Origin of the sequence: Oryzomicrobium terrae, from assembly GCF_008274805.1 — a bacterium.
Lineage (GTDB): Bacteria > Pseudomonadota > Gammaproteobacteria > Burkholderiales > Rhodocyclaceae > Oryzomicrobium > Oryzomicrobium terrae.
This window is the reverse complement of sequence record NZ_CP022579.1, coordinates 2,918,984-2,942,877: the sequence shown is the minus strand read 5'-3', so window position 1 is coordinate 2,942,877 and position 23,894 is coordinate 2,918,984. Positions and strand designations below refer to the sequence as shown.

At 66.9% G+C, this 23,894-nt stretch carries 23 protein-coding genes and 1 riboswitch; of the genes, 7 read left to right on the top strand and 16 right to left on the bottom strand.

From position 1 onward, the window contains the following. Positions 1-13: 13 nt before the first annotated feature. The 7 genes from OTERR_RS13310 to bluB all read right to left on the bottom strand — a co-directional run bounded on the left by OTERR_RS13310 (position 14) and on the right by bluB (position 8,077). Entirely contained in the window at positions 14-2,077 is a 2,064-nt protein-coding gene (locus OTERR_RS13310; RefSeq protein ID WP_187775245.1) for a M3 family metallopeptidase, read from the bottom strand. A gap of 216 nt (positions 2,078-2,293) precedes the next feature. Then, positions 2,294-3,007, bottom strand: coding sequence for a DUF2189 domain-containing protein (locus OTERR_RS13305; RefSeq protein ID WP_187775244.1), 714 nt, complete (start codon positions 3,005-3,007; stop codon positions 2,294-2,296). A gap of 226 nt (positions 3,008-3,233) precedes the next feature. Further along, the gene (locus OTERR_RS13300) at positions 3,234-4,175 is read right to left on the bottom strand and encodes a phosphoribosylaminoimidazolesuccinocarboxamide synthase (protein ID WP_149426065.1); all 942 of its coding nucleotides are present in this window, start codon (positions 4,173-4,175) and stop codon (positions 3,234-3,236) included. 79 nt (positions 4,176-4,254) lie between these two features. After that, positions 4,255-5,550 carry a DUF3422 family protein gene (locus OTERR_RS13295; protein WP_149426064.1) on the bottom strand — a complete coding sequence of 432 codons (1,296 nt, stop codon included), beginning with the start codon at positions 5,548-5,550 and terminating at the stop codon, positions 4,255-4,257. 68 nt (positions 5,551-5,618) lie between these two features. Beyond that, on the bottom strand, positions 5,619-6,041 hold the full coding sequence (locus OTERR_RS13290; RefSeq protein ID WP_054622131.1) for a gamma-glutamylcyclotransferase family protein: 423 nt from the start codon (positions 6,039-6,041) through the stop codon (positions 5,619-5,621). An 85-nt stretch (positions 6,042-6,126) separates the two neighbouring features. Beyond that, the gene (fba, locus tag OTERR_RS13285) at positions 6,127-7,191 is read right to left on the bottom strand and encodes a class II fructose-bisphosphate aldolase (RefSeq protein ID WP_054622132.1); all 1,065 of its coding nucleotides are present in this window, start codon (positions 7,189-7,191) and stop codon (positions 6,127-6,129) included. A gap of 103 nt (positions 7,192-7,294) precedes the next feature. Beyond that, entirely contained in the window at positions 7,295-8,077 is a 783-nt protein-coding gene (gene bluB, locus OTERR_RS13280) for a 5,6-dimethylbenzimidazole synthase (protein ID WP_149426063.1), read from the bottom strand. Positions 8,078-8,123: 46 nt separating this feature from the next. Next, positions 8,124-8,334: riboswitch (cobalamin riboswitch) on the bottom strand. A 124-nt stretch (positions 8,335-8,458) separates the two neighbouring features. Between bluB and OTERR_RS13275 the strand changes: the two genes are divergently transcribed. Beyond that, entirely contained in the window at positions 8,459-8,725 is a 267-nt protein-coding gene (locus tag OTERR_RS13275) for a GlsB/YeaQ/YmgE family stress response membrane protein (protein WP_149426062.1), read from the top strand. A gap of 154 nt (positions 8,726-8,879) precedes the next feature. Here the strand turns inward: OTERR_RS13275 and pyk are convergent, their stop codons facing one another. Beyond that, the gene (gene pyk / locus OTERR_RS13270; RefSeq protein ID WP_149426061.1) at positions 8,880-10,319 is read right to left on the bottom strand and encodes a pyruvate kinase; all 1,440 of its coding nucleotides are present in this window, start codon (positions 10,317-10,319) and stop codon (positions 8,880-8,882) included. 117 nt (positions 10,320-10,436) lie between these two features. On the opposite strand from pyk, the gene corA reads away from it, so the two are divergent. Next, the gene (corA, locus tag OTERR_RS13265) at positions 10,437-11,402 is read left to right on the top strand and encodes a magnesium/cobalt transporter CorA (protein WP_054622135.1); all 966 of its coding nucleotides are present in this window, start codon (positions 10,437-10,439) and stop codon (positions 11,400-11,402) included. Between the two features lie 136 nt (positions 11,403-11,538). Next, the gene (locus OTERR_RS13260; RefSeq protein ID WP_149426060.1) at positions 11,539-12,195 is read left to right on the top strand and encodes a YiaD family glycine zipper/OmpA-like lipoprotein; all 657 of its coding nucleotides are present in this window, start codon (positions 11,539-11,541) and stop codon (positions 12,193-12,195) included. 85 nt (positions 12,196-12,280) lie between these two features. Here OTERR_RS13260 and OTERR_RS13255 read toward each other — a convergent pair whose 3' ends face one another. From OTERR_RS13255 to OTERR_RS13245, 3 genes are all read right to left on the bottom strand, one after another. Beyond that, positions 12,281-13,336, bottom strand: coding sequence for a CobW family GTP-binding protein (locus OTERR_RS13255; protein ID WP_149426059.1), 1,056 nt, complete (start codon positions 13,334-13,336; stop codon positions 12,281-12,283). 73 nt (positions 13,337-13,409) lie between these two features. Beyond that, entirely contained in the window at positions 13,410-13,613 is a 204-nt protein-coding gene (locus OTERR_RS13250; RefSeq protein ID WP_054622138.1) for a YbdD/YjiX family protein, read from the bottom strand. A 12-nt stretch (positions 13,614-13,625) separates the two neighbouring features. Continuing rightward, positions 13,626-15,692: a carbon starvation CstA family protein gene (locus OTERR_RS13245; RefSeq protein WP_149426058.1), complete on the bottom strand. Its 2,067-nt coding sequence runs from the start codon at positions 15,690-15,692 to the stop codon at positions 13,626-13,628. Positions 15,693-15,809: 117 nt separating this feature from the next. Here OTERR_RS13245 and OTERR_RS13240 point away from each other — a divergent pair, with 117 nt between their 5' ends. Both OTERR_RS13240 and OTERR_RS13235 read left to right on the top strand, forming a co-directional pair. Continuing rightward, positions 15,810-17,261, top strand: coding sequence for a cache domain-containing protein (locus OTERR_RS13240; protein ID WP_149426057.1), 1,452 nt, complete (start codon positions 15,810-15,812; stop codon positions 17,259-17,261). Positions 17,262-17,272: 11 nt separating this feature from the next. Continuing rightward, positions 17,273-17,905 (top strand): response regulator, encoded by a 633-nt coding sequence (locus OTERR_RS13235; RefSeq protein ID WP_054622140.1) that lies wholly within the window; start codon positions 17,273-17,275, stop codon positions 17,903-17,905. Positions 17,906-17,983: 78 nt separating this feature from the next. Here OTERR_RS13235 and OTERR_RS13230 read toward each other — a convergent pair whose 3' ends face one another. The 3 genes from OTERR_RS13230 to OTERR_RS13220 all read right to left on the bottom strand — a co-directional run bounded on the left by OTERR_RS13230 (position 17,984) and on the right by OTERR_RS13220 (position 21,084). Next, entirely contained in the window at positions 17,984-19,168 is a 1,185-nt protein-coding gene (locus tag OTERR_RS13230; RefSeq protein WP_054622141.1) for a phosphoglycerate kinase, read from the bottom strand. Positions 19,169-19,246: 78 nt separating this feature from the next. Next, positions 19,247-19,960, bottom strand: a complete 714-nt coding sequence (locus tag OTERR_RS16415; protein ID WP_246154178.1) for a hypothetical protein — start codon at positions 19,958-19,960, stop codon at positions 19,247-19,249. Between the two features lie 86 nt (positions 19,961-20,046). Further along, positions 20,047-21,084: a type I glyceraldehyde-3-phosphate dehydrogenase gene (locus OTERR_RS13220; RefSeq protein WP_082397250.1), complete on the bottom strand. Its 1,038-nt coding sequence runs from the start codon at positions 21,082-21,084 to the stop codon at positions 20,047-20,049. Positions 21,085-21,311: 227 nt separating this feature from the next. On the opposite strand from OTERR_RS13220, the gene OTERR_RS13215 reads away from it, so the two are divergent. Further along, positions 21,312-21,827, top strand: a complete 516-nt coding sequence (locus OTERR_RS13215; RefSeq protein WP_149426056.1) for a hypothetical protein — start codon at positions 21,312-21,314, stop codon at positions 21,825-21,827. Here the strand turns inward: OTERR_RS13215 and OTERR_RS13210 are convergent. Further along, positions 21,817-22,275 carry a hypothetical protein gene (locus OTERR_RS13210; RefSeq protein ID WP_149426055.1) on the bottom strand — a complete coding sequence of 153 codons (459 nt, stop codon included), beginning with the start codon at positions 22,273-22,275 and terminating at the stop codon, positions 21,817-21,819. The two genes, OTERR_RS13215 and OTERR_RS13210, sit on opposite strands and share 11 nt — an antisense overlap. A 110-nt stretch (positions 22,276-22,385) precedes the next feature. Here OTERR_RS13210 and OTERR_RS16755 point away from each other — a divergent pair, with 110 nt between their 5' ends. Beyond that, entirely contained in the window at positions 22,386-22,586 is a 201-nt protein-coding gene (locus tag OTERR_RS16755; RefSeq protein WP_425466016.1) for a phage integrase N-terminal SAM-like domain-containing protein, read from the top strand. 277 nt (positions 22,587-22,863) lie between these two features. On the opposite strand, the gene gap is transcribed toward OTERR_RS16755, so the two are convergent. Beyond that, positions 22,864-23,892 (bottom strand): type I glyceraldehyde-3-phosphate dehydrogenase, encoded by a 1,029-nt coding sequence (gene gap / locus OTERR_RS13200; RefSeq protein ID WP_054622143.1) that lies wholly within the window; start codon positions 23,890-23,892, stop codon positions 22,864-22,866. Positions 23,893-23,894 lie beyond the last annotated feature (2 nt).

Sequence of the window (23,894 nt, the reverse complement as noted above, 5' to 3'; positions counted from 1 at the left end):
GGAAGACTCCTTCCTAGGCAGCGACCATCCCATTATGCCGCAGGAGGGCGTCCACCGACGGCTCCCGGCCGCGGAAGGCCTTGAACGACTCGATGGCCGGGCGGGAGCCGCCCACAGCCAGGATCTCGCGCAGGAAGCGGGCGCCGGTGGCGGCGTCGAGCGGGTTGCCGGCCTCCTCGAAGGCAGCGTAGGCGTCCGCCGACAGTACTTCGGCCCACTTGTAGCTGTAGTAGCCGGCGGCGTAACCGCCGCCGAAGATGTGGGAGAAGCTGTTGGGGAAACGGTGCCAGGGCGGCGGGATCAGCACCGCCACCTCCTGGCGCACTTGGTGGAGCAGGTCGAGCACACTGCGCTGGCCCTGTGGGTCGAAGTCGGCGTGGAGCAGCATGTCGAACAGGCTGAATTCGAGCTGGCGCACCATGCCCATGCCGGCGAGGAAGTTCTTGGCCGCCAGCATCTTGTCGAACAGGGCGCGGGGCAGGGGGGCGCGGGTATCCACGTGGGCGGTCATGTGGGCGAGCACGTCCCACTCCCAGCAGAAGTTCTCCATGAACTGGGAGGGCAGTTCCACCGCGTCCCATTCCACGCCGTGGATGCCGGACACCGGCAGCTCTTCCACCTGGGAGAGCAGGTGGTGCAGGCCATGGCCGGTTTCGTGGAACAGGGTGATCACGTCGTCGTGGCTGAAGGTGGCCGGCTTGTTGCCGACGGGGGCCGGGAAGTTGCAGTTGAGGTAGGCCACCGGGGTCTGGATGGCGCCGTTCTTGAGGCGACGGGTCACCGCCTCGTCCATCCAGGCGCCGCCGCGCTTGGTTTCCCGGGCGTACAGGTCCAGGTAGAACTGGCCCACCAGGGCGCCGTTTCGCTCGATGCGGAAGAAGCGCACGTCCGGGTGCCAGGCGGGAGCGCTATCGGGTTTCACCTGCACCGAGAACAGGGATTCGATCACCCGGAACAGGCCGGCCAGCACCTGGGGCTCGGGGAAGTATTCCTTCACCTCCTGCTCGGAGAAGCTGTAGCGGGCCTGCTTGAGCTTTTCGGCGGCGTAGGAGACGTCCCAGGGCTGCAGGTCGGCCAGGTTCAGCTCCTTGGCGGCGAAGTTGCGCAACTCGGCCACGTCCTGCTCGGCGAAGGGCTTGGCCTTGGCCGCCAGTTCGCGCAGGAAGGCCAGCACCTGGGCCGGGGATTCGGCCATCTTGGGCACCAGGGAAATCTCGGCGAAGTTGGCGTAGCCGAGCAGCTGGGCCTCCTCCCGCTTGAGTTCCAGGAGGCGGGCGATCAGCGGGGCGTTGTCCCATTCCGGCTTGCTGCCGTGCTCGGGGAACTCGGCGGCCCGGGTGGCGTAGGCCCGGTACATCAGCTCGCGCAGGGGGCGGTGCTCGGCGTACTGCAGCACCGGCAGGTAGGAGGGGGCGTGCAGGGTGAATTTCCAGCCCTTCTCCCCGGCCTTTTCGGCGGCGGCCTGGGCGGCTTCCTGCACGTCCTCCGGCAGGCCGGCCAGTTGGGCGGCGTCGGTGACCAGGTGGGCGAAGGCGTTGGTGGCGTCGAGCAGGTTTTCCGAGAACTTGGCGGACAGCCCGGCCAGCTCCTCCTGGATGGCCTGGAAGCGGGGCTTCACGTCTTCCGGCAGCTCGGCGCCGGACAGGCGGAAGTCGCGCACTTCGTTATCGACGATCTTCTGCTGGGTCGGTGTCAGGGTGGCGTATTCGGCGCTGTTGCGCAGGGCCTTGTACTTTTCGAACAGGGCCAGGTTCTGGCCCAGCTCGGTGTAGAAGCGGGTCACTTCCGGCAGCAGGTCGTTGTAGGTCTCGCGCCATTCCGGCACGTCGTTCACCGAGTGCAGGTGGCCGACGATGCCCCAGGCCCGGGACAGGGGCTCCAGGCCGTCGGTGAGCGGGGCGGCGAAGCCGGCCCAGGTGGCCGGGCTGCCGGCGGCGGTGAGGGTCTGCACCAGGGCGCGGCCGTCGGCGAGCAGCTGCTCAACGGCGGGGCGGACGTGGGCCGGGGTGATGGCGTCGAAGCGGGGCAGGCCGGAGAAGTCGAGCAAAGGATTTGCGAGCAGGGGATTGGCGGTCATTGTTGTCATGGGGATCGAGCGGAAATCAAAACGGCGCCGGGCGGCAGGTACCGGGCCCGGCGGAAAATTGGGTGACACGTTGCAAAAAGGTGTGCTTCGGAAAGCCGCGCCAGTCGTGGCGTTTGGCGCTGCATGCCCGGAGAGCGAGGCGGGGCGCGGGGTTTGCGCCAGGGGCCTTGCACAGCAAGGCTGGGCGCCGCTTTCCGCCCATTCAGTTCATTCTACAAGGTCTCGGTAGGCATGCCAGGTGGCGTGGCCGAGTAGGGGCACGATCACCACCAGGCCGACCATGATGGTGGCGAAGCCGATCAGCACCAGGGCGACGATCAGCCCGGACCAGAGCAGCATCGGGAAGACGTTTTCCGATACCGCGGTAATGCTCGCCTCCACAGCGTCGGCCAGGCGCCCGCCCCGGTCCACCAGCACCGGGGCGGTGATCACCGAGACCAGGAAGCACAGGGCGGCGATCACCCCGCCGGAAAGGATCCAGGCCATGGCCAGGATCGGGTGGTGGGGCGAGAGGAAGATTTCGCGCAACAGTCCGACGAAATCCCACAGATCGGCACTGCCGAGGAGAAAGGCGAGGATGGCCACGGTGAGCCGCTCCCAACAGAAATAGAACAGGGCGAGCAGCACGCCGTAAGCCGCCAGGGGGCGCCAGCAGCGGCGCAACCCGGTCAGGGCCATGACCGCGTCCACCGGTTCGTCGGCGGCGCTGCGCCGCGACAGTTCGTAAAAGCCCACGGCCAGGAGCGGCCCCACCAGCAGGAATCCGGACAGGGCGGCCATGGCCGTGCGCGGGTGCTGGTCGCCGAGCAGCAGCACGGCAAAACCGATGGCGGCGAACAGGGCGCCGTAGGCCAGGCTGGCGGTGGGGGTGCGCTGCAGATCGCCCCAGCCGCGGCGCAGCCAGGCGAACGGGCGGCTCAATTCGACTCGGCGGATGCGCAGCCGGCCCGCCGATAGCGGGGAAGGGGCAGAGCGGGGTGGGGTGGGAGTGAAATCCGGTTGGGAACCAGTAAACATCGCCGCCTCCAGGGGGCATGGGTCTCCTTATGACCCCGGGGTGGCGCGGTGGTTCTCCGGATATGCAGCGGGGCAGGGATCCGGCTGCACGTGGCCCCGGGGCGCGTGCGGCGGCCCGGGGCATGGCCGCTTACTCGGCCAGGGGCTTGCCGGAAAGGCGCTCGAAGGCTTCCCGGTACTTGGCGGCGGTGACGGCGATCACCTCGTCGGGCAGCTCCGGGCCGGGGGCCTTCTTGCCCCAGTCCTTGAGGGTTTCCAGGTAGTCGCGCACGAACTGCTTGTCGAAGGACGGTGGGTTGCGGCCCTCGGCCCATTCGTCGCGAGGCCAGAAGCGGGAGGAGTCCGGGGTGAGGGCCTCGTCGATCAGGTGCAGGGTGCCCTTGTCGTCGATGCCGAATTCGAACTTGGTGTCGGCGATCAGGATGCCCCGGGTGGCGGCGTAGTCGGCCGCTTCGGTGTATAGACGGATCGCCACGTCGCGGGCCTCGGTGGCCAGCTGAGCGCCGGTCTTGCCGGTGCCGTAGAGGGCGTCGGCGAGCACCGCGGCGCAGTGGGTCTGGGCCTGCTCGAAGGAGATGTTCTCGTCGTGGTCGCCCACCTCGGCCTTGGTGGCCGGGGTGAAGATCGGCTCGGGTAGCTTGGCGGCCATTTTCAGGCCGGCGGGCAGCTTGATGCCGCAGACGGTGCCGGTTTCCTGGTAGTCCTTCCAGCCGGAGCCGATCAGGTAGCCGCGCACCACCGCCTCGATGGGCAGGGGCTTCAAACGCTTGACCACCAGGGAGCGGCCGCGCACCTGCTCGCGCTCGTTCTCGGCCACCACGGTTTCCGGGTCGATGCCGGTGAGCTGGCTGGGGACGATGTGGGCGAGCCGGTCGAACCAGAAGTTGGCGGCCTGGGTGAGCACCTTGCCCTTGCCCGGAATCGGGTTGGGCAGGATCACGTCGAAGGCCGACAGGCGGTCGGAGGTGACGATGAGGAGCTTGTCGTCGCCCACGGCGTAGATGTCCCGGACCTTGCCCCGGGCGATCAGAGGCAGGCTGGTGATGGTGGATTCGAACAGGGCAGCGGTCACGGTAGGGTTCCTGAAAGTGACGGAATGAAAAGGGAAAACGGGACGGAAATAGACGAGAAACGGACGAGAAGGCGGTGGCTCAGTGCAGCCCTTCTTCTTCGGCGGCCAGGGCGCGGCGCATGCGGCGGATGCTGATCGCCACCAGGGCGCCGATCACCGGCACGGCGATGGCGGTGATGACTTCGTAGGAGGGGCCGCCGGTCATGGATTTCATCCCCTTGTAGACGTAAGTCACCAATTGGGAAGCGTAGTAGGTGATGGCCACCACCGACAGGCCTTCGACGGTTTCCTGGAGGCGCAGCTGGAGCTTGGCGCGCCGGTTCATCTGGGTCAGCAGCTCCTGGTTCTGGCGCTCCAGCTCAATGTCCACCCGGGTGCGCAGCAGGGCGCTCTTGCGCGCGATGCGGGTGGACAGCTCGGTCTGGCGCCGCGCCACCGACAGGCAGGTGCTAATGGCCGGGGCCAGGCGGCGTTCCATGAACTCGTCGATGGGTGGAAAGCCGGCGATGCGCTGCTCGCGCAGGTCGCGGATACGCTGCTGCACCAGGGCGTAGTAGGCCTCGGCGGCGCCGAAGCGGAAGGCGGTGCGGGTCACCGAGCGTTCGACCTCGGCGGCCAGGCGGGTCAGGCGGGTGAGCAGGACGCGCTCGTCCTCGGTGCTGCGCGCCTCGCCCATGCGGTCCATCAGGTCGGCCAGCTCGCCCTCGGCCCGGGCCAGGAAGCGGCCCACTTCCTTGGCCACCGGAAAGGCCAGCAGGGCCATCATGCGGTAGGTCTCGATCTCCAGCAGGCGCTGCACGGTGCGCCCGGCCTGGCGGTGGGTCAGGTGATCGTCGAGGACCAGGAAGCGAGAGTAGCCGTCGTGCAGCTGAAAGTCGGAATACACCCAGGCGGCGCCGTCGGCCACCTGGCTCGCCACCACCGTGTCACCGCGCTGGGCCAGGTCGGCGAGCACCGTTTCCGGCGCCATGTCGGCGGCGGGGCGCAGTTCGATGTGGGTGGCCACTAGCACGGTGCCGGGGATGGCCGCCAGCCAGTCGGCGGGCAGGGCCGACAGGGCCGAGGTGTACAGGGGGTCGCCGGGCTGGCGGCGGCGGAAGAAGGTGTAGCTGGAAAATTCGTTGTGCCGCTCCCACTTCAGGCGCAGGTCGCCGGCTTCCATCACCCAATGGTCGCCCTGGATCACCGGACACAGCTGGGTGCCCAGGGTGCCGCACAGCTGGTGCAGGTGCGCCTCCTCGGTAGCGGCATCGCCGCCGTCGTGGAGCACCGCCAGATAGCTGATCCATTCTGCGCCGGACAGCGCCATGGGCGGCCGGGAATGGACCTCGTCGTTGAGGCGCTGGCGCAGGGGGTGTTCGCGGAAGGCGGTCATAAATGGGGCGGTGGGGGCGTGGGTGGCGGTCGACTTTGCCAGCCGGGGCGGCGGCTGACAAGAATGGCTCAGGCGCTCTCGATGCGGCTGTAGCCCACGTAGCGGGCGGTAAAGTCCGCTTTGCCCCGGGCCAGGAAGGCGGCGACGTCCCATTCCCCCGGCTGCAGCAGGTAGGCGTACTGGGGGCGGAAAAGGTAGGTCTCGGCCTCGACCGGGCTGCCATCGTCCAAGGTCACGGTGACCGTGCGGCGCTCGTAGTACGGCCCTTCGAAGCGGTCGAGCTGGGCCAGGGCTGCGTCGTCCACGTTACGGTAGAGCACGCCGACCACTGTGCCGGGCCCCGGCACCATGCCCGGGTAGGCCTCGTCTTGCACCGGGTGGCGCACGTGGCCGGCCAGCCGGGCGGGCTGGCCGGGGTAGGCGGTGCCGCACACGGCGGCCATGATGTCGTCGCACATCAGGGAACCGTAGGTGAAGCAGTGACGGGGCATGAAAAGTCTCCGGGACTTGCAAGCAAGACGGCATCGCCGTGGCGATGCCGTCTTGGTGCAGGCAAGCGGTGCGCTGGGCGAACGCTTAGCGGACGATCTGGTTCAGTTCGCCCTTCTTGTAGCGCTCGGCCATCTTGTCCAGGGACACGGGCACGATCTTGCTCGCCTGACCTTCGCAGCCGAAGGCCTGGTAACGGGCCACGCAGATCTTCTTGGCCGCTTCCCGGGCGGGCTTGAGGAAGTCGCGGGGGTCGAACTTGGCGGGGTTCTCGACCAAGTAGCGGCGCACCGCGCCGGTCATGGCCAGGCGGATGTCGGTGTCGATGTTCACCTTGCGCACGCCGTGCTTGATGCCCTTGACGATCTCTTCCACGGGCACGCCGTAGGTTTCCTTCATGTCGCCGCCGAACTGGCGGATCTCTTCCAGCAGTTCCTGGGGCACCGAGGAGGACCCGTGCATCACTAGGTGGGTGTTGGGGATGCGGGCGTGGATCTCGGCGATGCGGTCGATGGCCAGGATGTCGCCGGTGGGCTTCTTGGTGAACTTGTAGGCGCCGTGGCTGGTGCCGATGGCGATGGCCAGGGCGTCGCAGTTGGTCTGCTTGACGAAGTCGGCGGCCTGGTCCGGGTCGGTCAGCAGCTGGTCGCGGGTCATGGTGCCCTCGGCGCCGTGGCCGTCTTCCTTGTCGCCCTTCATGGTTTCCAGGGAACCGAGCACGCCCAGTTCGCCTTCCACCGACACGCCGATGGCGTGGGCCAGTTCGGTGACCTTCTTGGTCACGGCCACGTTGTACTCGAAGGAGGCGACGGACTTGCCGTCCTCTTCCAGGGAACCGTCCATCATCACCGAGGAGAAGCCGGAGCGGATCGCGGCCATGCACACGGCGGGGGACTGGCCGTGGTCCTGGTGCATCACCACGGGGATGTGGGGATAGGCTTCCAGGGCGGCGAGGATCTGGTGGCGCAGGAACGGCTCGCCGGCGTATTTCCGGGCACCGGCGGAGGCCTGCATGATCACCGGGGCGTTCACCTCGTTGGCGGCTTCCATGATGGCCCAGACCTGCTCCATGTTGTTCACGTTGAACGCGGGCAGGCCATAGCCATTCTCGGCGGCGTGGTCGAGGAGTTGGCGCATCGAAACGAGAGGCATGGTGGTCTTCCTAAAATAACAAAGGCCCCGGGGGCAAAGGCGGGCATTTTACCCCGTTTCCTTGCACTCCCGGAGCCCGGCCGCAGGGCCGCGATGGTGGGGGTTAGAGCTTGCGCTCCCGGGCCGCCCGGGCCTGGTCGGCCTGCAGGTGGGGCACCAGGGCCGCCGGCACCGGGGCGCCGAAACGCTCGGCGTGGACCAGGGTTTCCAGGGGCAGGCGGGAACGCCACCCGGCGGTTTCCAGTTCGGGTTTGTCGAAGAAGTGGCTGACCCGGCCGATGCATAGGTAGGCGATCGGGATCACCCGCTCGGGAATGTCGAGGATTTCCTTCAGCCGTGCCTGGTGGAAGATCGACACCCAGCCGACCCCGAGGCCCTCGGCCCGGGCCGCCAGCCACAGGTTCTGCACGGCGCAGACGGCGCTGTAGATGTCCATCACCTTGAGGTGGGTGCGACCGATCACCACCGGGCCGGCCCGGTCCCGGTCGCAGGTGATGCACAGGTTGATCGGCGCTTCCTCGATGCCTTCGAGCTTGAGCGAGCGGTAGGTGCCCTGGCGGTGCGCCTCGAACATTTCCGCCGCCTCCCGGTTGGCCTCGTCGAAGGCGCCGTGGACCGCCGCCTTGGTGGCCGGGTCCTTGACCACGATGAAGCTCCAGGGTTGCATGAAGCCCACCGAGGGGGCGAAGTGGGCGGCGGTGAGCAGGCGCGACAGCACCTCGTCCGGCACCGGGTCGGGGAGGAACTGGCCGCGCACGTCGCGGCGCGAAAAGATGGTGTGGTAGAGGGCTTCCCGGGCTTCGGCGGTGAAGTCGGGCATGGCCTGGTGGCCGGCGGGCGTGGAGGAGGCGGCGAGGGTCGCCGGGATGCTGCAGTCGGTCTTCATGGAGTCCCCTTGTGAAGAACGGTGGCGGACCGCCTGGCCGTGCGGTCCGTCGAAACTCCTCCAGGCCGGTCTTCTGACTCGGGATCGTCCCGCCGGCGCGCCTTCCCGATCGGAAATCCGCAGCGGCGGCGATCAGTGGCATGTGCGTCGGCAGTCCCCCTCACAGCGTTGGGCACGTCGCGGAATTGCCCTGCCGGTGGCGGGGCGCACCGCGTTCCCGATTCTCCCTTGCGGGCACCTGGAAGGCGTGGGTGTCATGCTGCCCGGCAGAACCGGGCGCGGCGATTCTAGCAGAGGTGCGGGGGCGGGATTGCCGCCGGCAATGAAACGATCCGGCCCGGCCGGCCTCTAATGTTTTACCCCCCACCACCGGAGACAGCCATGGGCTGGATCGTCACGCTTCTGGTCGGCGGCTTGATCGGCTGGATCGCGAGCCGCATCATGAACACCGATGCCCAGCAGGGCATCATTGCCAACGTTCTGGTCGGGATCATCGGCTCGGCGTTGGGGCGCTGGTTCTTCGGCGACGTGATCGGCATCGGCGCAGCAGAAAGCGCCGGCAGCTTTTCCCTGGTCGGGCTGGCTTTCGGCGTGCTCGGGGCGGTGATTCTGATCGCCCTGCTCAAGGTGGTGGGGGTGTTCCGCTAACGCCATCAGGCACCACTGCCGGTGGGGATGCCTGGCTGAAACGCCGCGCCCCTGGCCGATCTCCAAAGGGGGGGGCCGGAGATCGGCCAGGGGCGCGGCGTTTGGCGATGGAGGCGTGAAGATGCCCGTCCCGCCTGGGGTTTGGGGCAGGGGCTTAAACGGTGGGCGCCTGGTGCTCGCCGACCCGGACGATCTTCAGGGTGTTGGTGCCCCCCGGGGTGCCGATCGGCTCGCCGATGGTGAGCACGATCAGGTCGCCCTTGTCGACCACGCCCCGGGCCAGCAGCAGCTGCTCGGCGTCGGCCAGCAGCAGTTCCCGCTCGGTGTGCTGCTCGCCCATCAGCAGGGGGCAGACTTCCCGGTAGAGGGTCATGCGCCCCACGGCGGCCGGGTCCGGGGTCAGGGCGTAGACCGGCACGCCGCAGTTGAGGCGGCTCATCCACAATGCGGTGGAGCCGGACTGGGACAGGGCGGCGATGGCCTTCACCTTGAGGTGGTGGGCGGTCCAGATGGCGGCCATGGCGATCGACTGGTCGATGCGGGTGAAGATACGGTCGAGGAATTCCCGGTCCAGGGTCACTTCCGCCGAGCGCTCGGCCTCGACGCACACCCGCACCATGGCTTCCACCGTCTCCACCGGGTAGGCGCCCGAGGCGGTCTCGGCCGACAGCATCACCGCGTCGGTGCCGTCGAGCACGGCGTTGGCCACGTCGGACACCTCGGCCCGGGTCGGCACCGGCGAATGGATCATCGATTCCATCATCTGGGTGGCGGTGATCGCCACCTTGTTCTTCTCCCGGGCCATGCGGATCATCTTCTTCTGCAGGGCCGGCACGGCGGCGTCGCCCACTTCCACCGCCAGGTCGCCCCGGGCCACCATGACGCCGTCGGAGGCGTCGAGCACCTCGCCCAGGTTTTCCACCGCCTCGGTGCGCTCGATCTTTGCGATCAGCAGCGCCCGGCCGCCGGCGGCGCGCAGCAGCTGGCGGGCCATGTACATGTCGGCGGCGCTCTTGGGGAAGGACACGGCGAGAAAATCGACGCCCAGCTGGGCGGCCACCTTCAGGTCTTCCATGTCCTTGGCGGTGAGCGCCGGGGCGGACAGGCCGCCGCCCTGACGGTTGATGCCCTTGTTGTTGGACAGCTCGCCGCCGTGGCGCACCGTGCAGTGGATTTCCGGACCGGCCACGCGCACCACGTCGAGCACGATGCGGCCGTCGTCGAGCAGCAGCACCGAGCCGGCGGACACGTCCTTGGGCAGGTCCTTGTAGTCCAGCCCGACCCGCTCGTCGTTGCCCAGGTCGCAGGCGGCGTCGAGGATGAAGGCCTGGCCCTTGGCCAGGGTCACCTTGCCGGCGGCAAACTTGCCGACGCGGATCTTCGGCCCCTGCAGGTCGGCCAGGATGCCCACCGGCCGGCCCACCTGCTCGGCGGCGGCGCGCACCGCAGCCACCCGGGCGATGTGGTCCTCGGCCTTGCCGTGGGAGAAGTTCAGGCGCACCACGTCTACCCCGGCGGCGATCATGCGGGTCAGGGTCTCGGCATCGCTGGAGGCGGGGCCGAGGGTGGCGACGATCTTGGTATGGCGGGGCATGGACGGTCCTCCGTTCTGTGGTTATGGTGAGGATTCTAACGCGCCCGCGCCGCCGTCTCCCACGGCATCACCCCAATCTCCGCGCCCCGCCTGGGGCCCGCTACACTTCGCACCACTATGCTGATCAATTGCGTCGCCTACCGAGAAGGCAAAAAACTCGCCGATATCTCCATTGCCGAAATCAGCGACTACCTGGTCCTCCCCGGCTGTTTCGTCTGGGTCGCCCTGCGCGACGCCACCCGGGAAGAACTGGAGGAAATGCGCCAGGAGTTCCACCTCCACGAACTGGCGGTGGAAGACGCCTTGCACGGCCACCAGCGGCCCAAGGTCGAGGAATACGACGATTCCCTGTTTGCCGTGATGCAGCTGATCGAAATGCAGGACGGCGAACTGAACTGCGGCGAGGTGGATGTCTTCGTCGGCCACAACTACGTGCTGTCGGTGCGCAACCGCAGCAGCCACGACTTCCTCGGCGTGCGCGGCCGCTGCGAGCGCGAGCCGCACCGCCTCAAGGACGGCGCCGGCTTCGTCTTCTACGCCCTGATGGACGCGGTGGTGGATCGCTATTTCCCGGTGCTGAGCGAACTGGAGGCCGAGCTGGAAACGGTGGAGGAGCAGATCTTCGCCAAGGGCGCCGCCCGCTCCAACATCGAGCGCCTCTACCAACTCAAGCGCAAGGTCACCGAACTACGCCACGCCGTTTCGCCCCTCATGGAAGCGGCGGGCAAGCTGGCCGGCGGCCGGGTGCCGGAGGTCTGCGCCAGCAGCCAGCACTACTTCCGCGACGTTTACGACCACCTGGTGCGCATCAACGCCGCCCTCGACGCCTGCCGCGACACCATCGGCACCGCCATGCAGGTGAATCTGTCCATGGTCACCATCGAAGAAAACGAGGTGAACAAGAAGCTCGCCGCCTGGGCCGGTATCTTCGCCGTGGCCACCGCCTTCGCCGGCATCTGGGGCATGAACTTCAAGGCCATGCCCGAACTGGACTGGGAATTCGGCTACCCCATGGCCCTGGGAGTGATCGCGATGACCTGCGGCTACCTGTACTACCGCTTCAAGCGGGCCAAGTGGCTGTGACCAAGCCTGGGGGTGGATGGAGAGGGGAGATGCCGCGGAGAGGGTGATTCCACGCCGCCCGTCCGTGCCGCCCTGCGAAAAAGCCCCGTTGTTTGGCTATATATAAAGTTCAACGGGTTTCTCTGGAGGCGGGAACATGAACAAGATCGGTGCCGCGCTTGCGGCTGTGGTGATCGGGGTCGGCGGCCTGGGAGGTTGTGCCGACATGAGCGAAACCCAGCGCACCACCGGAACGGGGGCAGCCATCGGCGCCCTGGCCGGGGCGGTGGTGGGCGGCGCGACTCACGGCGGGCGTGGCGCCGCCACCGGGGCGGTGCTCGGCGGGGCCCTTGGGGCCGGGGGCGGCTACCTGTGGTCGCGGCACATGCAGGAGCAGAAAGCCGCCATGGAACAGGCCACCCAGGGGACCGGGGTGAAGGTCAGCCAGACCGCTGACAACCAGTTGAAGCTCGATATCCCCAGCGACATTTCCTTCGATTCGGGCAGCTACGTGATCAAGCCTAACCTGCGGCCGATCCTGGACCGCTTCGCCACCACCCTGAACCAGAACCCGGTGACCACGGTGCGCATCGTCGGCCATACCGACAACACCGGCTCGGACGCGATCAATCAGCCCCTGTCGGTGAACCGGGCCAGTGCCACCCGGGACTACCTGGTGGAGCGGGGCGTGGCGATGAACCGGATCAGCATCGACGGCCGGGGCGCGCGGGAACCGGTGGCCGACAACGGCACCGCCGCTGGCCGGGCGCATAACCGGCGGGTAGAAATCTTCGTCGCCGAGGCGGCCCGCTAGGGTGCCATCGCTGGCGCCGCGGTGGGCGGCAGGACAAAAAAGGCGGCCTTTGGGGCCGCCTTTTTTACGCCGGTAACGGGCAGGCTTAGCGGCAGGCCGCTTGAAAACCCGCCTCGATCGCCGCGGCGTCGAGCCGGCGGCCGATGATGACGATCAGGCTTTCCCGGGCTTCGCCCTCTGCCCAGGGACGGCCGTAGTCGAAGCCGGTGATGCGGTGCACGCCTTGGAAGACGAGGCGCTGCGGGTTGTCGCGCACCGCCAGCACGCCTTTGTAGCGCAGCATGTCGTTGCCGTTGGTCTCGAGCAGGCCCTCGACGAAGGCGCCGATGCGGTCCACGTCAACGGCGCCGGGGTGGCGCAGTACCAGGGAGGAAACGTCGTCGTCCCAAGAGCGGGTGTGTTCCGCGGCGCTGGCATCGGCCACGACCCCGCTGCGGGCCAGCCCCTTGGGGTGGTGGCCGGTGAGGAAGGTGGGGTCGATCTCCAGCACGTCGTCCAGGTGGAAGGCGTTCAGCGCCAGCAGGTCGGCCACCCGGCCATCCGTCGGAGGCGGGGCGATTGGCGCCCGGGCGTTGATGCGGCGCAGGCGCTCGGTCAGCGCCTCCACCTGGGCGTCGTCCACCAGGTCGGTCTTGGTCAGCAACAGCCGGTCGGCAAAGCCCACCTGGGCGGCGGCCACCCGCTGCTCGTCGAGCTGGGCGGGGGCGTGCACCGCATCTACCAGGGTGAGAATGCCGTCGAGCACGTAGCGTTCCCGCACGCCTTCATCGACGAAAAAGGCCTGAGCCACCGGGGCCGGGTCGGCCAGGCCGGTGGTTTCCAGCACCAGCCGGTCGAAGGCCAGGGTGCCGGCGTCGCGCCGGTCGGCCAGGTCGGCCAGGGCCCGGCTCATTTCGCCGCGCACGCTGCAGCAGACGCAGCCGTTGGCCAGTTCGACCACGGTGATGTCGGGGCGGGAGGCCGTGCCGATCAGACCGCCGTCGATGCCGACGGCGCCGAACTCGTTCTCCACCACGGCGATGCGCGTGTCGCCGGCGGCGGCGATGAGGCGGTTGAGCAGGGTGGTTTTGCCGGCGCCGAGGAAGCCGGTGAGGATGGTCACCGGAATGGGGGGCAGGGGTTGGGAGTGGGGCACGTTCATGGTCGTCCAACGAAAAACCGGCCGACACGACGCAAGGTCGGTCGGCCGGCGGTGAGGCGATGAGGCCGGGCGCTCAGCAGCAGCGCCCGGGGCGCCCGTCGGCGCCGCCGTAGCGGGCTTCCTGGCGCTCGCGGAAGAACTCCTCGTAGCTCATGGGCGTCTGCTCCGGATGGGTCAGGCGCATGTGCTGCACGTAGGCGTCGTAGTCGGGGACGCCCACCATCAGGCGGGCGGCCTGGCCGAGGTACTTGCCGACGCGGGCGAGGTCGGAAAACACGGTCGCCCTTCCTTACACCCGGACGCCTTCGGGCATCAGCTCGAAGGGAGTTTCCCGGTCGGTGCGCTCGCGCTTGCCCAGGGCCTTGCGGCAGGCGGGCACGGCAAAGAACAGGATGCTCACCACCAGGAACAGGAACAGGGCCGCCATGCCGGCGTCGATGTAGTTGTTCAGCACGATCTGGTGCATTTGCTCCATGGTCTTGGCCGGGGCCAGCAGTTCGCCCTTGTCCATGGCGGCGTGGTACTTGTTGGCGGCGGCGAGGAAACCGATCTTGGGGTTCTCGTGGAACACCTTCTGCCAGCCGGCGGTGAGGGTGCACAGCAGCAGCCAGACGGTGGGCACGATGGTCACCCAGGCGAAGCGCTGGCGCTTCATCTTGAATAGCACCACGGTGGCCAGCATCAGGGCCACGCCGGCGAGCATCTGGTTGGCGATGCCGAACAGGGGCCACAGGGTGTTGATGCCGCCGAGGGGGTCGACCACGCCCTGATACAGGAAGTAGCCCCAGGCGGCCACGCACAGGGCGGTGGCGGTGAGGCTGGCGACGATCGAATCCATGCGCTTCATCGACGGCACGAAGGTGCCGAGCAGGTCCTGCAGCATGAAGCGGCCGGCCCGGGTGCCGGCGTCCACGGCGGTGAGGATGAACAGGGCTTCGAACAGGATGGCGAAGTGGTACCAGAAGGCCATCATGGTCTTGCCGCCGATCACGCTGGCCAGGATGTGGGCCATGCCCACGGCCAGGGTCGGGGCGCCGCCAGCGCGGGAGATGATGCTCTGCTCACCCACGTCCTTGGCGGTTTGCAGCAGCACGTCCGGAGTGACCACGAACCCCCACTGGGAGATCACCTGGGCGGCTTCCTGGGCAGTCTTGCCGATCACGGCCACCGGGCTGTTCATGGCGAAGTACACGCCCGGGTCGATCACCGAGGCGGCCACCAGGGCCATGATGGCGACGAACGACTCCATCAGCATGCCGCCGTAGCCGATGATGCGGGCGTTCTTCTCGTTGTCGAGCAGCTTCGGCGTGGTGCCCGAGGAAATCAGGGCATGGAAGCCGGACACGGCGCCACAGGCGATGGTGATGAAGAGGAAGGGGAACAGGCTGCCCGCCCACACCGGGCCGGAGCCGTCGATGAACTTGGTCAGGGCCGGCATCTGCAGGTTGGGGGCGACGATGGCGATGCCGATGGCCAGGCCGACGATGGTGCCGATCTTGAGGAAGGTGGACAGGTAGTCCCGGGGCGCCAGCAGCAGCCACACCGGCAGCACCGAGGCGATGAAGCCGTAGCCGATCAGCATCCAGGTCAGCTGCTTGCCGTCGAAGGTGAACAGGGGGCCCCATACCGGGCTGGCGGCGATGTCGCCGCCGTAGACGATGGAGGCCATCAGCAGCACGAAGCCGATCAGGGACATCTCGGCGATGCGGCCCGGGCGGATGTAGCGGCAATAGACGCCCATGAACAGGGCGATGGGGATGGTGGCGGCGACGGTGAACGTGCCCCAGGGGGAACCGGCCAGGGCCTTGACCACGATCAGGGCCAGCACTGCCAGGATGATGACCATGATCATGAAGGTGCCGAACAGGGCGATCACGCCCGGGGCCACGCCCAGCTCGGACTTGACCAGGTCGCCCAGGGAGCGGCCGTCGCGGCGGGTGGAAATGAACAGCACCATGAAGTCCTGCACCGCGCCGGCGAAGACCACCCCGGCCAGGATCCACAGCATGCCCGGCAGGTAGCCCATCTGGGCGGCGAGCACCGGGCCCACCAGGGGGCCGGCACCGGCGATGGCGGCGAAGTGGTGGCCGAACAGCACGTATTTGTTGGTCGGCACGTAGTCCAGGCCGTCGTTATGGCGCACCGCCGGGGTCATCCGGGTCGGGTCCAGCTCCATCACCCGGTCGGCGATGTACAGGCTGTAGTAGCGGTAGGCGATCAGGTAGGTGCAGACGGCGGCGATGACGAGCCACAGGGCGTTGATGGTCTCGCCGCGCTGCAGGGCGACGACACCGAATGCAGCCGCGCCCAGAAGCGCGACCGCCGCCCAGCCGAGATGGCGCTGGATGGATTTCATGGATCTCCTCGTTTTTCCTTGGTATGAAAACGATCCGGTCCCGCCGGTGGGCGAGCCGGTAAACTAACGGTCCGGACGCAACGTCGACCGGGTAGCGAAATGTATGAGGAGTTGGGAATGGACAAAATCCGAGCTACTACGCAGCCCGACTACGTGGTATCACGTAGCGAGGCCTCGGTGCGTCCTTCCGCCGAGGGGCGCCTGCGCCGCAAGATCCTGCTGCTGGCGGTGGTGCCCCTGGTGATCGCCTGCATTTCCATCGCCCTGGCGATCCGCCAGCAGGGCGAGGCCCTGGCCCGGGAAGAGGCAGCCGCCGTGGCGCCGGTGCTCAACGCCATGAAGGAGGCCGAGCTCAAGCACTACATGGAGCTGGCCCGGGCCGCCATCGCGCCGATCTACGACAGCGGCCGCAACGATGCCGCCGCCCAGCAGCAGGTGAAGGACGTGCTGTCGCGCCTGGCCTTTGGCGTGGACGGCTACTTCTTCGTCTATGACCAGAACGGCAACAACCTGATGCACCCGCGCCAGCCCGAGCTGGTGGGGCGCAACCTGTGGGAGCTGCGCGATCCCAACGGCACCCCCACCATCCAGCGCCTGCTCGCCCGGGCCAAGGGCGGCGGCGGCTACGAGCCCTACCTGTGGGAGCGGCCCACCACCCGCCGCATGGAGCAAAAGCTCGGTTACGTGATTCCGCTCGAACGCTGGGGCTGGATGATCGGCACCGGCATCTACCTGGACGACGTGGACGAGGCGCTCAAGCGCATCCACCGCGAGTCGGTGCGCCAGATCGATACCAACCTGCAGGTGGTGGCGGCCATCGCCGTGGTGGCGGCGCTGCTGGTGGGCGTGGCCGGCCTGGCCCTCAACATCAGCGAGCACCGCCTGGCCGACGTCAAGCTGCGCACCCTGGCGCGTCAGGTGGTGTCGTCCCAGGAAGAAGAGCGGGCGCGGCTTTCCCGGGAACTGCACGACGGCGTCAGCCAGATGCTGGTGTCGGTGAAGTTCTTCCTCGAATCGGCGCGCAGCCGCCTCGCCCAGGGGCCGGAGCGGGCGGCGGAGGCGACGCCGCTGCTGGAGCGGGGCATCACCCGGCTGAATGAAATCCTTGGCGAGGTGCGGCGCATCTCCCACGCCCTGCGTCCGGCGCTGCTCGACGATCTGGGGTTGGCGGCGGCCCTCGACCACCTGGGCCGGGACTTCGCCGATCGAACCGGGCTGACGGTTTCCGTGTCGCACCGGGGCAGCGGAGGCGAGTTGCCCGAGGCGGTGGTGACGGCCCTGTTCCGTGTCGCCCAGGAAGCCTTGTCCAACGTGGAGCGCCATGCCGGGGCCACCTCGGTGAGCATCGAGACCACCCAGGACGCCCTGGGCCTGCGCCTGTCGATCCGCGATGACGGCCAGGGGTTCGACGTGGCCGGGGTCGAGCAGCACCCGCGCAGCGGCATCGGCCTGCGCAACATGCGCGAGCGCCTGGCTGCCCTGCGTGGCACCCTGTCGATCGAATCCGGGGCCAGCGGCACCGAATTGAGCGTGTTCGTCCCCGCCGGGGCCCATCCCTTTTTTGGTTGAAGGAAGCGTGCATGAGTGAGCAAGCGGCAAGCATCCGTGTGGTGATCGTGGACGACCACCCCCTGGTGCGGGATGGGGTACGGGCCTGCCTGGAAGCCTCGTCCCACCTGCGCGTGGTGGGGGAGGCCGGCGATGCCGCGGCGGCGGAGCGCCTGATCCTGGCCGAGCGTCCCGACCTGGCCCTGGTGGATATCGGCATGCGCGGCGAAAGCGGCATCGACCTGATCGCCCGGCTACGCCAGCAGCAGGTCGCCACCCGGCTGGTGGTGCTGACCATGTACGACAACCCGGAATACGTGGCCGAGGCGATGCGCGCCGGTGCCCGGGGCTACGTGCTCAAGGACGCCCCCTCGGACGAGATCTTCGCTGCCATCGATGCGGTGCTGGCCGGCGGTTTTTATTACTCGGCCGGGGTGATCCCCTTGCCCGGGGCAGGGCAGTCGCCTTCGCCCCAACTGACCCAGCGGGAAAAGGAAGTGTTGGCCCTGATTGCCGACGGCCTTGGCAACAAGCGCATCGCCAGCGCCCTGGGCCTGAGCGTGCGTACGGTGGAAACCCATCGTCTCAACATCAAGCGCAAGGTCGGCATCGAGGGGACCGCCGCCCTGCTCAAGTACGCCTTCAGCCGGGACTGGGCGCGCTAAACCCCCAGCCGTCGCTGCCCAAGAAAAAGGCCCGGTATCTTCCGGGCCTTTTTGCTACGCGGGAGTGAAACGCCGGCATCAGCCGTTGGCGCGCTGCTCCAGCACTTCCACGGCCGGCAGCTTCTTGCCTTCGAGGAATTCCAGGAAGGCGCCGCCGCCGGTGGAGATGTAGTCGATCTGCTTCTCGATGCCGTACTTGGAGATGGCCGCCAGGGTGTCGCCGCCGCCGGCGATGGAGAAGGCCGGGGAGTGGGCGATGGCTGCCGCCAGCATCTTGGTGCCGCCGCCGAACTGGTCGAATTCGAATACGCCGACCGGACCGTTCCAGACGATGGTGCCGGCGTGGGCGATGATGCCGGCCAACTTGGCGGAGGTCTTGGGGCCGATGTCCAGGATCATGTCGTCGGGCGCCACGTCGTTGGCGTCCACCCGGTTGCCGCGGGCGTGGGCCGACAGTTCGTTGGCCACCACCACGTCTTCGGGGATGGGCACCGAGGCGCCGCGCTTGTCCATGACGTCCATGATGTTGCGGGCTTCGTTCACCAGGTCCAGCTCGGCCAGGGATTGGCCGATGGGCAGATCGTTGGCGACCATGAAGGTGTTGGCGATGCCGCCGCCAACGATCAGCTGGTCCACCTTTTCGGCCAGGGACTTGAGGATGGTCAGCTTGGTGGACACCTTGGAGCCGGCGACGATGGCCACCAACGGGCGCTTGGGGTTTTCCAGGGCGCGGCCCAGGGCGTCCAGCTCGGCAGCCAGCAGCGGGCCGGCACAGGCCACCGGGGCGTACTTGGCGATGCCGTGGGTGGTGGCCTCGGCCCGGTGAGCAGTGCCGAAGGCGTCGTTCACGTAGACGTCGCACAGCTTGGCCATCTTCTGGGCCAGCTCGTCGCTGTTCTTCTTCTCGCCCTTGTTCACGCGACAGTTTTCCAGCAACACCACCTCGCCCGGGGCGACCTCGAAGTTACCGTCCACCCAGTTGTCGATCAGCTTGACCTTGCGGTCGAGCAACTCGGCCAGGCGGTGGGCGATGGGGGCCAGGGAGTCTTCCGGCTTCATTTCGCCTTCGGTGGGACGGCCCAGGTGGGAGGTGACCATCACCGCAGCGCCTTTTTCCAGGGCCAGCTTGATGGCCGGGATGGAGGCGCGGATGCGGGTGTCGTCGGTGATGCGGCCGGTTTCATCCTGGGGGACGTTCAGGTCGGCGCGGATGAAGACGCGCTTGCCGGCGAGGTCGAGGTCGGTGAGCTTCTTGAATTGCATGGCGGGAACCGTCGAAAAAAAGAAAACGGGAAAAACAAAACGGCACGGCGCTGGTGCGTCGTGCCGTCAATGAATGGCTTAACGACAGCAGCCTTCGCCGCTGTTGTGGATGATCCAGATCAGGTGGCCGGAGCCCCAGTCACCGGTGAAGCCGGCGCCGCCGGCAAAGATCAGCCGGCCCTGGCCCTTGTAGACCAGTTCGTAGCGGTGCCGGTCGCTGCCGAAGTAGAAGGGGATCCAGGCCTTGCCGGTGATGTAGGCGCCCTGGTCGGTGGGTTGGCCGATCTGATAGGTGACCTGGGACATCGACATACCGATCTTCAGCTGGGTGAACTTGCTGCCGGCGGCGGGGCGGCCGGTGATCTCGCCTTCCCAGTCGTTAATACCCTTGACCTTCTGACCGTAGCCGGACTCAACCTTGGACGAGTCCACCACCAGGCCGTTCTTCATGCCCGGGCCGTCCTTGCCGGCGGCGGGCGCCGGGGCAGGTTCGGCCGCCGGGGCAGGAGCCGTCTTGGCAGCGGGGGCGCTGCCGTCGGCCGGCGTGCAGTCGGTGGGGGCCGGTGCCGGGGCGGCCTTGGTCTTGCTGGATTTGCCGGTGGTCTTGCCCTTCTTGTCGGTCACCTTGGCCGGGGCGGGGCAGGGTGGCAGGGTCGGGGCGGCGGCCGCGGCAGGCGCGGCTTCCTGGGCCGGCTTGGTGGCTTCGTCGGGCTTGGCCGTCTTGCTGGCGCAGCCGGCGCCGAGGATGGCCAGGGCCGCGGCCAGTGCGGTGGTGCGCAGAACAGACGACATGTTTCCCCTCCTGGTGGTGTTTCGGGCCCGGGATCCGGGCAGCCGGCAGTTATCTTGACATTGGAATCAATGCGGCACGGATTGTATTACTTGGCGCCCGCCAGAGCCACGGCGGTATCGAGCAGCCGGTTGCTGAACCCCCACTCGTTGTCGAACCAGATGAACAGGTTGATCAGGCGCGGCCCACCGGCCCGGGTCTGGCTGGTGTCCACGATGGCCGAATGGGGGTCGTGGTTGAAGTCGATGGAGGCATGGGGATCGCCGGAGGTGGCAAGCACGCCCTGCCAGGGGCCTTGAGCGGCCTGGCGCAGCAGATCGTTAACCGCTGCGGGGGTGGTGTCCCTGGCCAGGGTGACGGTGAGGTCGATGGCCGAGACGTTGAGGGTTGGCACCCGAATCGCCTTGGCCAGGACCCGGCCGGCCAGGGCCGGCAGGAGGCGCTCCACGCCCCGGGCCAATCCGGTGGATACGGGGATCATCGACTGCATGGCCGAGCGGGTGCGGCGCAGATCATCGTGGTGGTAACCGTCGGCCAGGGGCTGGTCGTTCATGACCGAATGCAGGGTGGTGAGCAGCACCTGCTCCAGCCCCAGTTCCCGGTGCAGCAGGTCGAGCACCGGCACCACCGCGTTGGTGGTGCACGAGGCGTTCGAAATGAGCCGCTCATCCCCGGTCAGGCGGCCGTGGTTGAGGCCATAGACCACCGTCGCATCCACGTCGGCGGCACTGTTGGCGGGGTGGGAGAGCAGCAGCCGGGGGCAGCCGGCGGCGAGGAAGCGCGCCAGGCCGGCCCGGTTGCTGTACTGCCCCGAGCATTCCACCAGCAGGTCGATCTTCAGGCTGCGCCAGTCCACCCCTTCCGGCGTCGTGGCGTGGGTCAGGGCGATGGGCCGGCCGTCGATGATCAGGGTTTCGCCTTCCAGGGCCACCGGTGCAGGAAAGCGACCGTGGGTGGAGTCGAAGCGGGTCAGGTAGGCAATGCTCTCGGCGTTGGCCGGTTCATTGATGACCACGACCTGGAGATCGTCCGCCAGGCCGCGTTCATACAGGGCGCGCAGAAAGCAGCGGCCGATGCGGCCGTAACCGTTGATGGCAAGGCGGAGGGGGCGGGGGAGGCCGGACACGGCGTTCTCGGGGGGTGAGGTAAAGGCGGAATTTTACCGCCTCAGGGACTAAATTCGGAGTCGGCTGACGGCGATGGGCGGCAATCTCTGCGGGATTAGCGGTAGGTTTTGCCGCTTCGGGAGGCGTGCAGATCCTCAATGGCACGTTGTGCCCACGCTTGGGGGCATCGGCTGAAGTGGCACGGGGTTTGCAGTATGCATAGCCGTAACCATCCAGAGTATCCGTCATGAAAGTCGATTCTCGCTACGACGCTTCGTCCACTGCCCGGTGCTATCAGACCGAGGCCTTCTTCGCCGGCGGAGATTTCCAGGGCGCCCTGGCCCAGGCGGGAAGTCCCGCCGCATCGGGCGGCAGCACTCCGGACGACAAGAAGATGCTGACCGCCGAGGAAAAGAGCGCCAAGGCCAAAGCGGAGAACGAGACCGCCCGCCAGTATCTGGTCGACTACCTGAACCGCTCCCCCATGGAGCACATGCGCGAAGCAATTCTCAAGGAACTGGGCCTGACCGAGGATGAACTCAACGCCCTGCCACCGGAAAAGCGCATGGCGATGGAAGACGAGATCGGCCGCCGCATGCGGGAGAAAATCCTGGGCAAGAAGGATGAATCCGGCGAAGTGAAGGACCCCGCGCTAGCCGGTGTTCAGGCACTCAAGGGCGGAGACAGCGTCGGTGGGGGGGGCGCTGTTGTCGCCGCAACGAGCAGGGCACGGCAGGGCCTGATTGTGCGGCCTAATATTTAAGGTAAGGCGGGCCGCTGGAGCGGCTTTTTATGCCTACGAATAAACGAATGCTTGGGTATCCCATAAACAAACCGAAGATAAAAACGCCAAATCCAAGCTCTCGGCAATAGCCAAGCGACTGTAGGTGGGTTGCAAACAGACTAAGGAAACTGTTCGGTTTGTTGCCGAATATCAAGCTCTCACATGAGTTTGCCAATGCCATGTTTATGCCGATTCGGGATATTCCAATACCAGCCGCCAACATGAGCGTCGCATGGCCGAGCACAAGACGTTGTGCTTTCGTTGGAGCGTCGGAGAAATACGATGCCAACCAAATTAAAATCAAAGAAAGGGTGAAAAGGTTAAAGGCAATACCACCAAGCGCCCTACCCAAGGAAATTCTCTCGAAAATGGCAGCATTGCCAGTAACGGCAAGTAGTGCAATAAAGGCTAAAAAGAACCATTTCATAAGAAGCAACCCCTGCGTCTTCTGATGAGGCATAACGTGAAGCGGACGGCATACCTCTCCGCTGCAAACGTCACAGCATAAGAATCGAACGGATTTATGTCGAGTGGGTAGTGGGTTTTGTCGTTCTGCTAGCCCGGGAGATGGGGGTGAGCGGGGTGCTGGCATTTCTTTGGCATCTGGCTTGTGATCAAAACGTGGCCGCATCGACGCACCGGCAGGCTTTGGCGGCCTGGTTGTTCCTCTATCGTGACGTGCTGCATGTCGAGTTGTCCTGGCTGGCCTGGAGCGGCTCAAGAAGCCCAAGCGGGTAGCGGTGGTGTTGTCATGAAGCGAAGTGGAGTGGCTGTTGGCTGAGCGGGAGTCCGCAACTACCTGCTGGAAGCGGGCAATGACACCCGGACGGTATAGGAATTGTTCTGATGTGCCGATATGGCGGCGACGATAATCGTCCCATGCGCCGCATAAAGGCGGATAGTGGCTGTGCTGCCACCGGATACGCGGCAAGTCTTGCTGGGACAGTGGGCTAAAGAAAAACCGCCGGCCCCGTGAGGGTGCCGGCGGTTTTTTTGTGCCTGGCGCAGGAAAGGCTTACTTGGCGGCCATCCAGGCGCGGGCGGCGTCGAGCATGCGGCAGGAGTAGCCCCACTCGTTGTCGTACCAGGCCAGCACTTTCACCAGGGTGGAGCCGTCTTCGCCCTTGATGACCCGGGTCTGGGTGGCGTCGAAGGTGGAGGAGACGGTGGTGTGGTTGAAGTCGGAAGAAACGAGGGGCTCGTTGTTCACCGCCAGAATGCCCTTGAGGGGGCCGTTGGCGGCGGCGGTCATCAGCGCGTTGATCTCTTCCTTGGTGGTGGGACGCTCGGAGGTGAAGGTCAGGTCCACCAGAGAGACGTTGATGGTCGGCACGCGCAGCGAGAAGCCGTCGAACTTGCCCACCAGTTGGGGCAGCACCAGGCCGACGGCCTTGGCGGCGCCGGTCTTGGTGGGGATGATGTTGGCGGCGGCGGCGCGGGCGCGGCGCAGGTCCTTGTGGCGCACGTCCACGGTCACCTGGTCGTTGGTGTAGGCGTGGATGGTGGTCATCAAGCCCTGCTTGATACCGATATTCTCGGCCAGCACCTTGGCCACGGGGGCCAAGCAGTTGGTGGTACAGGAGGCGTTGGAGACCACGGTCATGTCGGCCTTGAGCACGGCTTCATTGACCCCCATCACCACAGTGCCATCCACGTCGTCGCCGCCCGGGGCGGAGATCAGCACGCGCTTGGCGCCCTGTTCCAGCAGGGCCACGGCCTTGGCCTTGGAGGTGTAGGCACCGGTGCACTCCAGCAGCACGTCCACGCCGTGCTTGGCCCAGTCCACGCCCTTGGGGTCCTTGGTGGAGTAGAAGGGAATCTTCTTGCCGTCGATGATGATGCAGTTTTCACCCTCGGTTTCGACGGAGGTGCCAAAGCGGCCATGGGTGGTGTCGTACTTGAGCAGGTGGGCGTTGGTGGCCAGATCGCCGGAGGCGTTGATGGCGACCACGTCGAACTCGTTCTGCAGGCCCTGTTCATAGATCGCACGCAGGGTGCAGCGACCGATGCGGCCAAAACCGTTGATGGCAACCTTGATAGCCATGG

Bases quoted from the DNA above. Each gene is read 5' to 3' on its own strand.
- OTERR_RS13310 (WP_187775245.1), bottom strand. From the start codon at position 2,077: ATGACCGCCAATCCCCTGCTCGCAAATCCTTTGCTCGACTTCTCCGGC.
- OTERR_RS13295 (WP_149426064.1), bottom strand. From the start codon at position 5,550: ATGACCGCCTTCCGCGAACACCCCCTGCGCCAGCGCCTCAACGACGAG.
- OTERR_RS13290 (WP_054622131.1), bottom strand. From the start codon at position 6,041: ATGCCCCGTCACTGCTTCACCTACGGTTCCCTGATGTGCGACGACATC.
- fba (WP_054622132.1), bottom strand. From the start codon at position 7,191: ATGCCTCTCGTTTCGATGCGCCAACTCCTCGACCACGCCGCCGAGAAT.
- bluB (WP_149426063.1), bottom strand. From the start codon at position 8,077: ATGAAGACCGACTGCAGCATCCCGGCGACCCTCGCCGCCTCCTCCACG.
- OTERR_RS13275 (WP_149426062.1), top strand. From the start codon at position 8,459: ATGGGCTGGATCGTCACGCTTCTGGTCGGCGGCTTGATCGGCTGGATC.
- pyk (WP_149426061.1), bottom strand. From the start codon at position 10,319: ATGCCCCGCCATACCAAGATCGTCGCCACCCTCGGCCCCGCCTCCAGC.
- corA (WP_054622135.1), top strand. From the start codon at position 10,437: ATGCTGATCAATTGCGTCGCCTACCGAGAAGGCAAAAAACTCGCCGAT.
- OTERR_RS13260 (WP_149426060.1), top strand. From the start codon at position 11,539: ATGAACAAGATCGGTGCCGCGCTTGCGGCTGTGGTGATCGGGGTCGGC.
- OTERR_RS13255 (WP_149426059.1), bottom strand. From the start codon at position 13,336: ATGAACGTGCCCCACTCCCAACCCCTGCCCCCCATTCCGGTGACCATC.
- OTERR_RS13245 (WP_149426058.1), bottom strand. From the start codon at position 15,692: ATGAAATCCATCCAGCGCCATCTCGGCTGGGCGGCGGTCGCGCTTCTG.
- OTERR_RS13240 (WP_149426057.1), top strand. From the start codon at position 15,810: ATGGACAAAATCCGAGCTACTACGCAGCCCGACTACGTGGTATCACGT.
- OTERR_RS13235 (WP_054622140.1), top strand. From the start codon at position 17,273: ATGAGTGAGCAAGCGGCAAGCATCCGTGTGGTGATCGTGGACGACCAC.
- OTERR_RS13230 (WP_054622141.1), bottom strand. From the start codon at position 19,168: ATGCAATTCAAGAAGCTCACCGACCTCGACCTCGCCGGCAAGCGCGTC.
- OTERR_RS16415 (WP_246154178.1), bottom strand. From the start codon at position 19,960: ATGTCGTCTGTTCTGCGCACCACCGCACTGGCCGCGGCCCTGGCCATC.
- OTERR_RS13215 (WP_149426056.1), top strand. From the start codon at position 21,312: ATGAAAGTCGATTCTCGCTACGACGCTTCGTCCACTGCCCGGTGCTAT.
- OTERR_RS13210 (WP_149426055.1), bottom strand. From the start codon at position 22,275: ATGAAATGGTTCTTTTTAGCCTTTATTGCACTACTTGCCGTTACTGGC.
- gap (WP_054622143.1), bottom strand. From the start codon at position 23,892: ATGGCTATCAAGGTTGCCATCAACGGTTTTGGCCGCATCGGTCGCTGC.